This is a genomic window from Xanthobacter dioxanivorans (genome assembly GCF_016807805.1).
Lineage (GTDB): Bacteria > Pseudomonadota > Alphaproteobacteria > Rhizobiales > Xanthobacteraceae > Xanthobacter > Xanthobacter dioxanivorans.
Genome location: NZ_CP063362.1, coordinates 1,828,963 through 1,843,080, shown reverse-complemented (window position 1 = coordinate 1,843,080; position 14,118 = coordinate 1,828,963). Strand labels below are relative to the sequence as shown.

Sequence of the window (14,118 nt, the reverse complement as noted above, 5' to 3'; positions counted from 1 at the left end):
AAAGCCCCGGCACCTCGGTGCCGGGGTCTTTTTTTGCGCGCCCGGTGGCTGGCGCCTTGCAGTGCCGGAGGCCTTTTTGGCGCGCCCGGCGGCGGGCGCGCCGGCGCGGGGCTTTTTGCGCGGACGGGCCGGGGGCCGGGCGCTGCGCGGATCTGTGGGCTTTTCGCGGCCGGGGCCGCCTGCTAGAAGCCGGATCCATGTGCGGATCGTCCCATTCCGGCGGGCTTGCGCCCCGCCACGCAGCGCCCCTTGCGGCGCGAATTATCGGCCCGGCCCCCCGCCGGCGCGGCTGAGCGCGCGGGGGACGCCGGGTTCGTCCGCCTGATCCGACCTCATCCCCCGAGCGTTCCATGACCGAAAAGCCCCCGTCCGGCGCCCCGGACTATTCCAAGACCCTGTTTTTGCCCGAGACGGCGTTCCCCATGCGCGGCGGCCTGCCCCAGAAGGAGCCGGAACTGCTGGCCCGCTGGGCGCGCACCGATCTCTACGGCCGCCTGCGCGAGGCCGGACGCGGCCGCGCCCGCTTCGTGCTGCACGACGGCCCGCCTTATGCCAACGGCAACATCCATATCGGCCATGCGCTCAACAAGATCCTCAAGGACGTGGTGACGCGCTCCCAGCAGATGCTCGGCTACGACTCGAACTACGTGCCCGGCTGGGACTGCCACGGCCTGCCCATCGAGTGGAAGATCGAGGAGGAGAACTACCGCAAGAAGGGCAAGCAGAAGCCCGATTTCTCCGACGCCGCCGCCATGGTGGCCTTCCGCCAGGAATGCCGCGCCTATGCCGAGCACTGGCTCGCCGTCCAGCGCGAGGAGTTCAAGCGCCTCGGCGTGGAGGGCGACTGGGACCACCCCTACACCACCATGGCCTTCATGGCGGAAGCCCAGATCGCCCGCGAGATCATGAAGTTCGCCGAGAACGGGCTTTTGTACCGTGGCTCGAAGCCGGTCATGTGGTCCGTGGTGGAGAAGACCGCCTTGGCCGAGGCCGAGGTGGAGTACCAGGATTTTACGAGTGACACGGTTTGGGTGAAGTTTCCGGTGACCTCCGAAGGCAACCTGAGGGGCGCCTCCGTCGTCATCTGGACCACCACGCCCTGGACGCTGCCGGGCAACCGCGCCATCTCCTTCGCCTCCAAGATCTCCTACGGCCTCTACGAGGTGACCGACGCCCCCGCCGACAATTGGGCCAAGGCCGGCGACAAACTGATCCTCGCCGACAAGCTGGCCGAGGACGTGTTCAAGCAGGCCCGCGTGACCGCCTTCGAGCGCCGCAGCGACGTCCCGGCGGACGTGCTCGGCGCCCTCGTCACCGCCCACCCCCTCGCCGCCCTCGGCTACGACTTCAAGGTCCCCCTCCTCGACGGCGACCACGTCACCGACGATGCCGGCACCGGCTTCGTCCACACCGCGCCGGGCCACGGCCGCGAGGATTTCGAGATCTGGACCCAGCATCGCCGCTGGCTGGAAGAGCGCGGCATCAACCCCGCCATCCCCTACACGGTGGACGCGGACTCGTTCTACACGTCCCAGGCGCCCGGCTTCGCGGGCAAGCGCGTCATCACCGAGAAGGGCGAGAAGGGCGATGCCAACACCGCCGTCATCGACGCCCTGATCGCGGCCGGCAACCTGCTCGCCCGCGGCCGGGTGAAGCACCAGTACCCGCACTCCTGGCGCTCCAAGAAGCCGGTCATCTTCCGCAACACGCCGCAATGGTTCATCGCCATGGACCAGGACATCCGCGCGGCGGACGGCAAGGCGGCGACGCGCCCGGCGGCGCTGCCCGGCAATGCCCCCGACACCCTGCGCGCCCGCGCGCTGGCCGGCATCAAGACCGTGGAGTGGGTGCCCGCCGCCGGCGAGAACCGCATCAATGGCATGATCGAGAACCGGCCCGACTGGGTGGTCTCGCGCCAGCGCGCCTGGGGCGTGCCCATCACCGTGTTCGTGAAGGACGTCGGCGACGGCTCGGTGGAGATCCTCAAGGATGCCGAGGTCAACGCCCGCATCGCCGACGCCTTCGCGGCGGAAGGCGCCGACGCCTGGTTCAAGGAGGGCGCCCGCGAACGCTTCCTCGGCAGCCGTGCCGGCGAGGGCTGGGCCAAGGTGGACGACGTGCTGGACGTGTGGTTCGACAGTGGCTCCACCCACGCCTTCACCCTGGAGGTGCGCCCGGACCTCAAGGCGCTGCGCCCGCCCGAGGGCAATGACAAGGTGATGTATCTGGAAGGCTCGGACCAGCACCGCGGCTGGTTCCATTCCTCCCTGCTGGAGAGCTGCGGCACCCGCGGCCGCCCGCCCTACGACGTGGTCCTGACCCACGGCTTCGTGCTCGACGAGGACGGGCGCAAGATGTCCAAGTCGCTGGGCAACGTCACCGCGCCGCAGGAGGTGATCAAGCAGTCCGGCGCCGACATCCTGCGCCTGTGGGTGTGCGCCTCCGACTATGCGGACGACCTGCGCATCGGCCCGGAAATCCTGAAGACCACGGCCGACACCTACCGCAAGCTGCGCAACACCGTCCGCTGGCTGCTCGGCTCGCTGCACCATTACCGGCCTCAGGAAAAGGTCGCCTTCGCCCAGATGCCGGCGCTGGAGCGCTTCATCCTGCACCGCCTGGTGGAGCTGGACGCTGAGATCCGCGCCGCCTACCGCGCCTTCGACTACAAGAAGGTGCACGCGGCGCTGTCGTCCTTCATGACCACCGAGCTGTCGGCCTTCTATTTCGACGTGCGGAAGGACGCGCTCTACTGCGACCCCATCTCCTCGCTCACCCGGCGGGCCTGCCTGACCGTGCTCGACGAGGTGTTCGCCCGCCTCGTCACCTGGCTCGCGCCGATCCTGCCCTTCACCTGCGAGGAGGCCTGGATTGCCCGCACCGGGGACGAGGAAGGCTCCGTGCATCTCCTCCCCTTCCCCGACACGCCGGCCGCGTGGCGCGACGATGCCCTCGCCGAGCAGTGGCGCAAGGTGCGCCTGATCCGCCGCGTGGTGCTGGGCGCGCTGGAGGTGGAGCGCGCGGCCAAGCGCATGGGCTCGTCGCTGGAGGCGGCGCCCGAGGTGTACGTCACCGACGCCGCCCTCGCCGATGCCCTCGACGGGCTCGACCTCGCCGAGATCGCCATCACCAGCGCCGCGACCCTGGTGCGCGGCGAGGGACCGCAGGACGCGTTCCGCCTCCCCGACGTGCCGGGGGTGGCGGTGGTGTCCGTCCGCGCCGAGGGCAGGAAGTGCGCCCGCTCGTGGAAGATCTCCCCCGAGGTGGGCACCGATCCCGAATTCCCCGACGTGACGCCGCGCGACGCGGCGGCGCTGCGGGAATTCCATGCCGCCTGCGCGGCGGCCGAGTGAGGTGAGCGTGCAGCGCCGCCGCATCGTCTTCGGGCTTCTCGTCGCCCTCCTCGTGCTGGTGGCCGACCAGGCCACGAAGAGCCTGGTCATCGCCTGGGCGGAGCGCTGGCCGGCCCAGTTGCACCCGGTGACGCCGTTCCTGGATTTCGTCGCCCTGTGGAATTACGGCATCAGCTATGGCCTGTTTCCGCAGGGGGAGACCGGGCGCTGGGTGCTGGTGGCCATCAAGGTGGTCGCCGCCCTGCTGTTCTCGGTGTGGCTGACCCGGGCCCGCGGGCGTCTGGAAGCCCTCGCCCTCGGCATGCTCATCGGCGGCGCCATCGGCAATGCGGTGGACCGGGTGGTCTACGGCGCGGTGTTCGACTTCATCTCGCTGCACGCATTCGGCTACCGCTGGTACGTGTTCAACGTGGCTGACGTCGCGGTCGTTGTGGGCGTGGGCCTGCTTCTTTATGATGCGTTCTTCAGCCGCGCCTCAAAATTGCCGCCCTCGGACCTGCCAATGGCTCCGAAACCTGAAGCGGAGCGCGAGCCTTGAGAGGGGAGCACCCATGCGCGTCGGTGAAATTTTGCGCGTGAGCGCGAGGACGGCGGCCACGGATGCCGCCCCCCTTCGTCGCCCGGCGATGGCCTGCGCGGGAGTGCTGTGCTTCGGCCTCGCGGCCTTCGCCGCGCCGACCGCGGCCTCCGCCCAGTCGTTCGGCAACAACGACATCTTCGAATCCACCCTCCAGATGCTCGGCCTCAAGGACGACGAGGCCAAGCCCGAGATCGACTATCGCGAGCGCGCCCCCCTGGTGGTGCCGCCCAAGGTTCCGGACGCGCTGCCCGTGCCCCAGGCGAGCGCGGCGGAGGCCAACCCCAACTGGCCGAAGGACCCGGACGTGCAGCGCCGCAAGCGCGAGGCCGAGGGGTCCAAGACGCCCATCGTGCGTGACGATCCGGGCCGTCCGCTCCTGCCCTCCGAACTCAACAAGGGCAAGCGCAAGTACGTGGGCAATTCGTCCAACGCGCCCACCGAGCCGGTCGGCGCGGAATCCAAGCGCGACGTGCTGCTGCCAAGCCAGCTCGGCTTCACCGGCTGGATGAACGGCGTGACCGGCAAGCAGGACCAGCTCACCTTCAACGGCGAGCCCGAGCGCGAGAACCTCATCCAGCCGCCGCCCGGCTACCAGACCCCGGCCCCCAACGCCCCCTATGGCGTGGTGGAGCCGAAGAAGGAAGCCTTCAAGTTCCCCACCCTGTTCGACCGCACGAACTAGAGCGCGCCGAGGCGCAGGCCGGCGAGGCCGCGGCGCCACGAGCGGATGCGGTCGCGGCAGATGGCGGTCGCAGCGTCGGGCCGGGGAGCACCGGCATCGCCTGCTCCCTCCGCCGGAGCGCGCAAGGGCACGTGGCGGATGCCGATAACGATCGCGGGATCGCCGGCCCGGCGTGCGCCGCGGCGACCGATTTCACCGCCACGGCCCTTATCGCGCCGCAGCCACCCCCTATCTTTCCTTGACGCGCGGGCCGTTCGGCGCGCGCAATGCCGGAAGATCGCCACGTGCATATGAGCCGTCTCACCATGGTTGCCATTCTCGCCGCAGGCGCGGCCGCGCTTTCCCCCCGCCTCGCCGACGCCGCAGGGCCGGAGGTCACCCAGTTTCAGCTCGCCAACGGCCTTCAGGTCATGGTCATCCCCGACCACCGCACCCCGGTGGTGACCCACATGGTGTGGTACAAGGTGGGATCGGCCGACGAGCAGCCCGGCAAGTCGGGCATCGCCCATTTCCTCGAACACCTGATGTTCAAGGGCACGGACGCGCACCCGCAGGGCCAGTTCTCGGCCGAGGTGGCGCGCCTCGGCGGCCAGGAGAACGCCTTCACCTCGCAGGACTACACCGCCTATTTCCAGCGCGTCGCCAAGGAGCACCTGGAAAAGGTGATGGGCTTCGAGGCCGACCGCATGACCGGCCTCAAGCTCTCCGACGAGGTGGTGCTGCCCGAGCGCGACGTGGTGCTGGAAGAGCGCCGCATGCGCACGGACAACGATCCCGGCGCGCGCCTGTCCGAGGTGCTGCAGGCCACGACGTACGTGAACCACCCCTACCAGCATCCCATCATCGGCTGGGAGCACGAGATCAAGGGGCTGAACCGCGAGGACGCCCTCGCCTTCTACCGGCGCTACTACGCCCCCAACAACGCCTTGCTCGTGGTGGCCGGCGACGTGGACCCCGAGGCCGTGCGCGCGCTGGCCGAGAAGACCTACGGCAAGGTGGCCCGCGCCGACACGCCGCCGCGCAGCCGCCCGCAGGAGCCCGAGCCGCAGGCCCATCGCCGCGTCTCGCTCGCCGACCCCCGCGTGGCCCAGCCGAGCCTCCAGCGCTCCTACCTCGTGCCCTCCTCGCGCACCGCGCAGCCGGGGGAATCCGAGGCCCTGGAGGTGCTTTCCCAGATTCTCGGCGGCGGCCAGACGAGCCGGCTCTATCGCACCCTGGTGGCGGAGAAGGGCCTCGCCGCCGGCGCTGGCGCCTGGTATCAAAGCACCGCGTACGACGCCACGCGGTTCGTGACCTACGCCTCGCCGCGGCCCGGCGTGAGCCTGGAGGACCTGGAGAAGGCGGCGGACGCGGTGGTCGCCGATCTGCAGGCGAAGGGCGTGGATGATCTGGAGCTGGCCCGGGCAAAGACCCGGCTGGTGGCCGACACCATCTACTCCCAGGACAACCAGGCAACGCTGGCGCGCATCTACGGCGCGGCCTGGGCCACCGGCCTCTCGGCGGATGACGTCAACGCCTGGCCGGAGCGCATCAAGGCGGTGACGGCCGAGCAGGTGAAGGACGCGGCCCGCCGGTATCTGGTGACGGATCGCGCGGTCACCGGCTACCTGAAGCAGTCCGAAGCCCGCAAGGAAGACCGCTCGTGAGGCTGGCCCTCCCGACGGCACCCGCCCATGCCGGCAGCGCTGCGCGCGCCGGCCGTCTCCTCTTTGCGATGGTTACGATGGCTCTTTCCCTTCTGTCCGCCGACGCGGCGCACTCCCAGTCCAACCGCATCACCGAGGTGACCAGTCCCGGCGGCATCAAGGCCTGGCTGGTGCACGACACCACCCTGCCCCTCATCGCCGTGGAGTTCGCCTTCATCGGCGGCGCGTCCCAGGACGGCAAGGACCTTCCGGGCCTTGCCAACCTCACCGCCTCCCTCCTCGACGAGGGGGCCGGCACGCTCGACGCGGAGGCCTTCCAGCGCGCCTTGGCCGACCATGCCGTGGAGCTGCATTTCGACGCCGGGCGTGACGATGTCCGCGGTTCGCTGCGCACCCTCTCCGACAACCGCGACAAGGCGTTCGAGCTGCTGCGCGTCGCCGTCAGCGAGCCGCGCTTCGATACCGAGGCGGTGGAGCGCATCCGCGCCGCGCAGATGGCCATGCTGCGCCGCCGTTCCACCGAGCCCAACTCCATTGCCAACGAGCGCTGGTTCGCCCTCGCCTTCCCCGGCCACCCCTACGGCCGCCCGGTGGATGGAACGCTGGAAAGCATGCCGCGCATCAGCCGCGACGACATCGCCGGCTTCGCCAAGCGCAGCCTCGCCCGCTCGAACCTGCGCGTGGCGGTGGTCGGCGACATCGACGCGGCGGAACTGGGCAAGCGGCTCGACGCCACCTTCGGCGCCCTGCCCGCCACCGCCACCCTTACCCCGGTGGCCAACGTGACGCCGCAGAAGATCGGCACGGTGGACGTGATCCCGCTCGACGTGCCGCAGTCGGTGGTGGTGATGGGCACGGGCGGCCTGGAGCGGCGCGACCCGGACTTCATCCCCGCCTTCGTGCTCAACCACATCCTCGGCGGCAGCGCCTTCTCCTCCCGCCTGTTCAAGGAGGTGCGCGAGGCGCGCGGGCTTGCTTACTCGGTCTATTCCTATCAGGTGGCCCTCTCCCACACCGGCCTGTGGTTCGCCGGCACCGCCACCAAGAACGAGCGGGCGGGCGAATCCATCTCGATCATCACCGACGAGTTCCGCAAGATCCTGAAGGACGGCCCCAGCCAGACCGAGCTGGACGAGGCGAAGAGCTATCTGACCGGCAGCTACGCCCTGCGCTTCGACACCTCCTCCAAGGTGGCGGGTCAGCTCCTGCAGATCCAGCTCGACGAGCTCGGCATCGACTACATCGACAAGCGCAATGCGCTGATCACCGCCGTCACCCTCGACGACCTGAAGCGCGTGGCCGGGCGCCTCGCAACCGCCCGCGATGCCCTCACCGTGGTGGTCGGCAAGCCGCAAGGCCTTTCGGGCGGCTGAACCGCGGTTCCGGCGCGGGCGCGGGTAACCATGCCGCGCAAAACCCTCCGCCGCCCCCCGCCACCGGTGCCGGTCGGTGGCGGGGGGCGGTTCCGGCGGACCGGCATCCTTTGCTATAACGGCCTCCGCCTCGAAGCCGGCATCTGACATCGAGCGACTGGAGTTGAGCGCAATGGCCCGTGCAGAACACGCCCTTCCACATGCCAGCCGCGCCGCGCGGCGCGGCGGCAAGGGCGCTCCGACCGGCGCTCCGTCCGGCGCTCCGATCGCGGTGGTCCTGTCCGCGTTCCTCGCCCTCGCGGTCGCCGGCTGCGGCGCCGGCGAGGGGCTCGACGGCGCCTTCGGCGCGCAGGACACCGGGGTCGCCTCGCGGCCGGGCACCTCCTCGGCCGGCGTGGTCAACAGCGGCACCACCGGCGTCCTCACCGTGGGGACGGGGCCGGATACCCAGGTCTATGACTGCCCGCCGGTGACGGTGCGCACCGGCGCCTCCACCTGGCAGGTCACCGACAAGCCGGGCGGCGCCCTGCGCTACCAGGCCAGCATCAGCCGGCTTGCCCGCGAGTGCTCCATCGCCGGCGGCACCATGCTGGTGAAGGTGGGCATAGAGGGCCGCGTGCTCATGGGCGAGAAGGGCACGCCGGGCCCGGTGCGGGTGCCCATCCGCATCGCCGTGGTGCAGGAGGGCCCGAGCCCGAAGACCCTCACCACCAAATTCTTCCTGGTGCAGGTGGATGTTCCGGCCGATCCCGGCCACGCCCCCTTCACTGCGGTGGAGGAGCAGATTTCCTTCCCGCTGCTGAAGCCGGCCGAGATGGAGCGCCACGTGGTGTATGTGGGCTTCGACCCGCAGGGCACCGAGGCGCGCGAGAAGCCCAAGCCCGCCGCCAAGCCCAAGCCGCGCAAGCCGGCGGCCCAGCCGGCCGGCGACAGCACGCCGGAAGTCTTCGGCCCGGCCCCGCAGTGAGGCGGACGGGCGCCCCCCGCCCTTAAACCGGACCGCCCTCCGCATCCCCGCGTTGACGCCCGCCGACATTCGCCTATGCTGCACCCGCGTTCGGGCCGGTTCGGACCGGACGCAATCGGACGATCCCTGCGGGAGAGACCGGCCTTTTTCCTCTCGCGAGGTTCCAGGCCGGCGCCGAAGGCGCAACCGCCCCGGAACCGCTCAGGCACCAAGGGCCGCAGGGGGACGAGCCTCTGGAAAGCAGCGCCGGCACTGCGCGGAGACGCGCATCCTCGTCGCTCACCGAAGGAGTAAGCCGCGCCCTTCCACGAGGCACGGTGAAATCTCTCAGGTCCTTCAGACAGAGGGGGCGCCGCGCGGATCCGCGGGAGCATGCGCCGACGAGTTTGCCTGGCAAGCTTGTCGCGTCACGCATTCTCCCGGCACCCGGATCCGGAAATTGGCGCTATCGTCCGGGAGTCCCTCGTGGATCAATCCGAGCCGCTGCTCGAAACACCCCTTTATTCCGCCCACGCCGCACTCGGGGCGCGCATCGTTCCCTTCGCCGGCTACCAGATGCCGGTGCAGTATCCGGACGGCATCCTCGCCGAGCACGGCTGGACACGCGCCCACGCCGGCCTGTTCGACGTCTCCCACATGGGCCAGGCCCTGCTGGTCGGGCCGGACCACGCCACCACCGCGCTGGCGCTGGAAGCCCTCGCCCCCGCCGATTTCCTCAATCTCTCCCCCGGCAAGCAGCGCTATTCCCAGCTCCTCGCCGCGGACGGCGGCATCATCGACGATTTCATGGTGACGCGCCCGCTCGCCCCGGAGGCGGACGGCACGCTCATCCTAGTGGTCAACGCCGCCTGCAAGACCGGTGACTTCGCCCACATCGCCGAACACCTGCCGCCGTCGGTGCGCCTCGTCACCCGCCCCGAGCGGGCGCTCCTCGCCCTTCAGGGGCCCGAGGCCGCCACCGTCATGGCGCGGCACGCGCCGGAGGCGGCCTCGCTCGACTTCATGAGCGCCATCCCCACCACCTTCGACGGCATTCCGGTGGAGGTCTCCCGCTCCGGCTATACCGGCGAGGACGGCTTCGAGATTTCCGTGGCCGAAGACCAGGCGGCGGCCCTGTGGGCGGCTCTTCTCGCCGAGCCGGAGGTGAAGGCCATCGGCCTCGGGGCGCGCGACAGCCTGCGGCTCGAGGCCGGGCTCTGCCTCTACGGCCACGACATCGACCTTTCCACCTCCCCGGTGGAGGCGGCCCTGGTGTGGTCCATGCAGAAGCGGCGGCGCGAAGGCGGCGGCTTTCCCGGCGCGGCACGCATCCAGCGCGAGCTGGCCGAGGGCCCGGCCCGCGTCCGGGTGGGCCTGAAGCTGGAGGGGCGCGCCCCGGCCCGCGAGGGGGCGGAGATCGCCTCCGGCGGCGCGGTGGTCGGGGTCGTCACTTCCGGCGGCTTCGCCCCGACGCTGCAGGCGCCCATCGCCATGGGCTACGTGCCGCCGGCCCTCGCCGCGCCCGGCACCCGCCTCGACATCCTCGTCCGCGGCAAGGCCCTGCCCGCCGTGGTGACGTCTCTTCCATTCGTTCCGACGCGCTATGCGCGCAAGCAGAAGCCGGGGGCCTGATCCATGACGCAAGTGCGCTACACCAAGGACCATGAATATGTGCGCGTCGAGGGCGACGTGGCGGTGGTCGGCATCTCCGACTACGCCCAGGGCCAGCTCGGCGACGTGGTGTTCGTCGAGCTGCCCGACATCGGCAAGGCGGTGGAGAAGGGCAAGGAAGCCGCCGTCGTGGAGAGCGTGAAGGCGGCGAGCGAGGTCTACGCCCCCCTCACCGGCGAGGTGGTGGAGGTCAACAGCGAGCTCGAAGGCGCCCCCGGCCTCGTCAACGAGGACCCGGAAGGCAAGGGCTGGTTCCTGAAGCTGAAGATCTCGAACCCGGCCGAGCTCGACGACCTCATGAACGAGCACGCCTACAAGTCCTTCCTCGACACGCTGGGCTGACCATGGCCCACGACTACCAAGCCACCATCCGCTGGGCGCGGGGCGAGGCCGCCTTCACCGACGGGCGCTATTCCCGCGGCCATGTCTGGGCCTTCGACGGCATCGAGGTGCCCGGCTCCTCGGCGCCGTCATCGGTGCGGGTGCCGCTCTCCCGCGAGGATGCGGTGGACCCGGAGGAGGCGCTGGTGGCCTCGGCCGCCAGCTGCCACATGCTTTTCGCTCTCGATTTCGCCCGCCGCGCCGGCTTCCGCGTGGACAGCTACGAGGACGCGGCCACGGGCGAGATGACCCCCAACGAGAAGGGCAAGCTGTTCGTCTCCCGCATCAGCCTCAACCCGGTGATGGTGTTCTCCGGCGAGAAGCTGCCGAGCGGCGAGGACGTGGCGGCCCTACACCACCGGGCGCACGAGGAGTGCTACGTCGCCCATTCGCTGCGCGCGGACATCATCATCACGCCGCGCTTCACCCTCGCCTGACCGGAAGGCGGACCCATGCGATATCTTCCCCTCACCCCCGAGGACCGCGCCGAGATGCTGGCGCGCACCGGCGCCGCCTCGGTGGACGCCCTGTTCGCCGACATTCCCCTCGCCCAGCGCGAGACCGAGCTGCCGAACCTGCCTTTGGCCAAGGGCGAGCTGGAGGTGGAGCGGGCGCTGGCCCGCCTCGCCTCCCGCAACGTGCCGGCCGGCTCGGTGCCCTTCTTCGTCGGTGCCGGCGCCTACCGCCACCACGTGCCGGCGAGCGTGGACCACCTGATCCAGCGCTCGGAATTCCTCACCTCCTACACGCCGTACCAGCCCGAGATCGCCCAGGGCACCCTGCAATACCTGTTCGAGTTCCAGACGCAGGTGGCCGAGCTCACCGGCATGGAGGTGGCCAACGCCTCCATGTATGACGGCTCCACCGCCACCGCCGAGGCGGTGCTGATGGCCCACCGCGTCACCCGCCGCCGCAAGGCGCTGCTCGCCGGCAACCTGCACCCGCACTATCGCGCCACGGTGGAGACCGTCTCCCGTTATGCCGGCGACGAGGTGGTGTCCCTGCCCCCCGCCCCCTCCGGCGGCGAGGACATCATCGGCGCCATCGACGCCGGCTGTTCCTGCGTGGTGGTGCAGTCGCCGGACGTGTTCGGCAACCTCGTGGACCTGAAACCCATCGCCGAGGCCGCCCACAAGGCCGGCGCCCTGCTGGTCGCCGTGTTCACCGAGGCGGTGTCCCTGGGCCTCATCGAGCCGCCGGGGGCGCAGGGCGCCGACATCGTGGCAGGCGAAGGCCAGTCCATCGGCAACGCGCTGAATTTCGGCGGTCCCTATGTGGGCCTGTTCGCCACCCGCTCCAAGTTCGTGCGTCAGATGCCGGGGCGCCTCGCCGGCGAGACCGTGGACGCGGAGGGCCGGCGCGGCTTCGTGCTGACGCTCTCCACCCGCGAGCAGCATATCCGCCGCGAGAAGGCCACCTCCAACATCTGCACCAATTCGGGCCTGTGCGCCCTGGCCTTCACCATCCACATGAGCCTGCTCGGCAAGACCGGGCTCACCCGCCTCGCCCGCCTCAACCACGCCGGCGCCTGCGACCTCGCCGACCGGCTGGCGGTGGTGCCGGGGGTGGAGGTGCTCAACGACACCTTCTTCAACGAATTCACCATCCGCGTGCCCGGCTCCGCGTCGCACGTGGTGGAGAAGCTGGCGGCGAAGGGCATCCTCGGCGGCGTGCCGTATTCGCGCCTGGCGCCGAAATCGGGCCTCGACGCCCTCATCCTCGTCGCCGCCACCGAGACCACCAGCGCGGACGACCGCGCCGCTTTTGCCGCGACCCTGAATGAGGTGCTGTGATGAACCGCGAAGGCCGCGGCGCCACCACGCCGCAGATCGTTTCCGACACCACGTCCGTCCCCTATGCGGGGCCGCAGACCTTCACCGGCAACCGCGCCCTGGACCTGGAAGAGGGGCTCCTGTTCGAGATCGGCCGCACCGAGGTGACCGGCGTCGACGTGCCCGAGCCCGCGCCGTTCAAGGACCGCCTGGGCGGCCATGCCCGCACCGCGCCGCTGGAGCTGCCCGGCCTCAGCGAGCCGGAAGCCATGCGCCATTACGTGCGCCTGTCGCGGATGAATTACGGCATCGACAGCGGCCTGTTCCCGCTGGGGTCGTGCACCATGAAGCACAATCCGCGCCTCAACGAGAAGATGGCGCGGCTGCCGGGCTTCGCCGACGTGCACCCGCTCCAGCCCCTGTCCACGGTCCAGGGCGCGCTCGGTCTCATGGGCGAGCTGTCGCGCTACCTCCTGGAACTCACCGGCATGCAGGCGGTGGCGCTCCAGCCCAAGGCCGGCGCCCATGGCGAGCTGTGCGGCATGATGGCCATCAAGGCCGCGCACGAGGCAAGCGGCTCCAAGCGCCACGTGGTGCTGGTGCCGGAGAGCGCCCACGGCACCAACCCCGCCACCGCCGCCCTCATCGGCTACGAGGTGCGCTCCATCCCGGCGCGCGCCGACGGCACGGTGGACCCGGAGGCGGTGAAGGCCGCGCTGGGGCCGGAGGTGGCCGCCCTCATGCTCACCAACCCCAACACCTGCGGCCTGTTCGAGCGCGATGTGGTGGCCATCGCCGAGGCGGTGCACGCAGCCGGGGCCTATTTCTATTCGGATGGCGCCAACTTCAACGCCATCCTCGGCAAGGTGCGCATCGCCGACCTCGGCGTCGACGCCATGCACATCAACCTGCACAAGACCTTCTCCACGCCCCATGGCGGCGGCGGGCCGGGGGCGGGGCCGGTGGTGCTCTCGGCGGCGCTCGCCCCCTTCGCGCCGGTGCCGGCGCTGGTGGCCACGGCGGACGGGCTGGCGCTGGTGGAGGACCAGGGCGCGGACGGGGCGCAGCAGGCGCTGGGCCGCATGAGCGCCTTCCACGGCCAGATGGGCATGTTCGTGCGGGCGCTGTCGTGGATGCTCTCCCACGGCGCCGACGGCATGCGGCAGGCCTCCGAGGATGCGGTGCTCTCGGCCAACTACATCCGCGCCTGCCTCATGGACGTGATGAGCGCGCCCTTCGCCGAGCGCCCGGCCATGCACGAGGCCCTGTTCGACGACGCCTGGCTCGCCGGCACGGGGATCTCGACCCTGGACGTGGCCAAGGCCCTCATCGACGAGGGCTACCACCCCATGACGGTGTATTTCCCGCTGGTGGTGCACGGCGCCATGCTCATCGAGCCGACGGAGAGCGAGTCCAAGGCCTCCCTGGACCTGTTCATCGCCGCCCTGCGCGACCTCGCTTTGGCGGCGAAGGCCGGGGACAAGGCGCGCTTCCTCGGCGCGCCCTATTACGCCCCGCGCCGCCGCCTCGACGAGACCCGCGCCGCCCGCGCGCCGGTGCTGCGCTGGGTGAAGCCGGAGCCGATCCCCGACGCGGCGGAATAGCGGGCAGAGGGCTCCGGTCCCACGAACGGTCGTCATGCCCCGGACAAGCCGGGGCATGACGGTGGTGAAGGACGACAGCGCGATCCTCCCCTCGGGAGGGAACCGGGCGC

11 protein-coding genes and 1 riboswitch are annotated in these 14,118 nt (G+C 70.6%); all 11 genes read left to right on the top strand.

What is annotated here, in order from left to right:
* Window positions 1–350 precede the first annotated feature (350 nt).
* The 11 genes from ileS (at window position 351) to gcvPB (ending at window position 14,008) form a co-directional block, all read left to right on the top strand.
* A complete protein-coding gene (gene ileS / locus EZH22_RS08710; protein WP_203195261.1) occupies window positions 351–3,353 on the top strand; it encodes an isoleucine--tRNA ligase in 3,003 nt (1,000 codons plus the stop codon).
* 7 nt (window positions 3,354–3,360) lie between these two features.
* Complete coding sequence (gene lspA / locus EZH22_RS08705; protein ID WP_231711386.1) at window positions 3,361–3,891, top strand: signal peptidase II; 531 nt, start codon at window positions 3,361–3,363, stop codon at window positions 3,889–3,891.
* 37 nt (window positions 3,892–3,928) lie between these two features.
* Window positions 3,929–4,615 (top strand): hypothetical protein, encoded by a 687-nt coding sequence (locus EZH22_RS08700; RefSeq protein WP_203195259.1) that lies wholly within the window; start codon window positions 3,929–3,931, stop codon window positions 4,613–4,615.
* A 290-nt stretch (window positions 4,616–4,905) separates the two neighbouring features.
* The gene (locus EZH22_RS08695; protein WP_203196467.1) at window positions 4,906–6,261 is read left to right on the top strand and encodes a M16 family metallopeptidase; all 1,356 of its coding nucleotides are present in this window, start codon (window positions 4,906–4,908) and stop codon (window positions 6,259–6,261) included.
* A gap of 77 nt (window positions 6,262–6,338) precedes the next feature.
* Window positions 6,339–7,634: a M16 family metallopeptidase gene (locus tag EZH22_RS08690; RefSeq protein WP_231711385.1), complete on the top strand. Its 1,296-nt coding sequence runs from the start codon at window positions 6,339–6,341 to the stop codon at window positions 7,632–7,634.
* 172 nt (window positions 7,635–7,806) lie between these two features.
* The gene (locus EZH22_RS08685) at window positions 7,807–8,601 is read left to right on the top strand and encodes a hypothetical protein (protein ID WP_203195258.1); all 795 of its coding nucleotides are present in this window, start codon (window positions 7,807–7,809) and stop codon (window positions 8,599–8,601) included.
* A 119-nt stretch (window positions 8,602–8,720) separates the two neighbouring features.
* Window positions 8,721–8,829: riboswitch (glycine riboswitch) on the top strand.
* A 237-nt stretch (window positions 8,830–9,066) separates the two neighbouring features.
* The gene (gene gcvT / locus EZH22_RS08680) at window positions 9,067–10,212 is read left to right on the top strand and encodes a glycine cleavage system aminomethyltransferase GcvT (protein ID WP_231711384.1); all 1,146 of its coding nucleotides are present in this window, start codon (window positions 9,067–9,069) and stop codon (window positions 10,210–10,212) included.
* A gap of 3 nt (window positions 10,213–10,215) precedes the next feature.
* Window positions 10,216–10,593: a glycine cleavage system protein GcvH gene (gcvH, locus tag EZH22_RS08675; protein ID WP_203195256.1), complete on the top strand. Its 378-nt coding sequence runs from the start codon at window positions 10,216–10,218 to the stop codon at window positions 10,591–10,593.
* A 2-nt stretch (window positions 10,594–10,595) separates the two neighbouring features.
* Window positions 10,596–11,069, top strand: coding sequence for an OsmC family protein (locus EZH22_RS08670; protein WP_203195255.1), 474 nt, complete (start codon window positions 10,596–10,598; stop codon window positions 11,067–11,069).
* A gap of 15 nt (window positions 11,070–11,084) precedes the next feature.
* Window positions 11,085–12,425 carry an aminomethyl-transferring glycine dehydrogenase subunit GcvPA gene (gene gcvPA / locus EZH22_RS08665; protein WP_203195254.1) on the top strand — a complete coding sequence of 447 codons (1,341 nt, stop codon included), beginning with the start codon at window positions 11,085–11,087 and terminating at the stop codon, window positions 12,423–12,425.
* Window positions 12,425–14,008 (top strand): aminomethyl-transferring glycine dehydrogenase subunit GcvPB, encoded by a 1,584-nt coding sequence (gcvPB, locus tag EZH22_RS08660; RefSeq protein WP_231711383.1) that lies wholly within the window; start codon window positions 12,425–12,427, stop codon window positions 14,006–14,008. The genes gcvPA and gcvPB overlap by 1 nt, the downstream gene beginning before the upstream one ends.
* The last annotated feature ends 110 nt before the right edge of the window (window positions 14,009–14,118 follow it).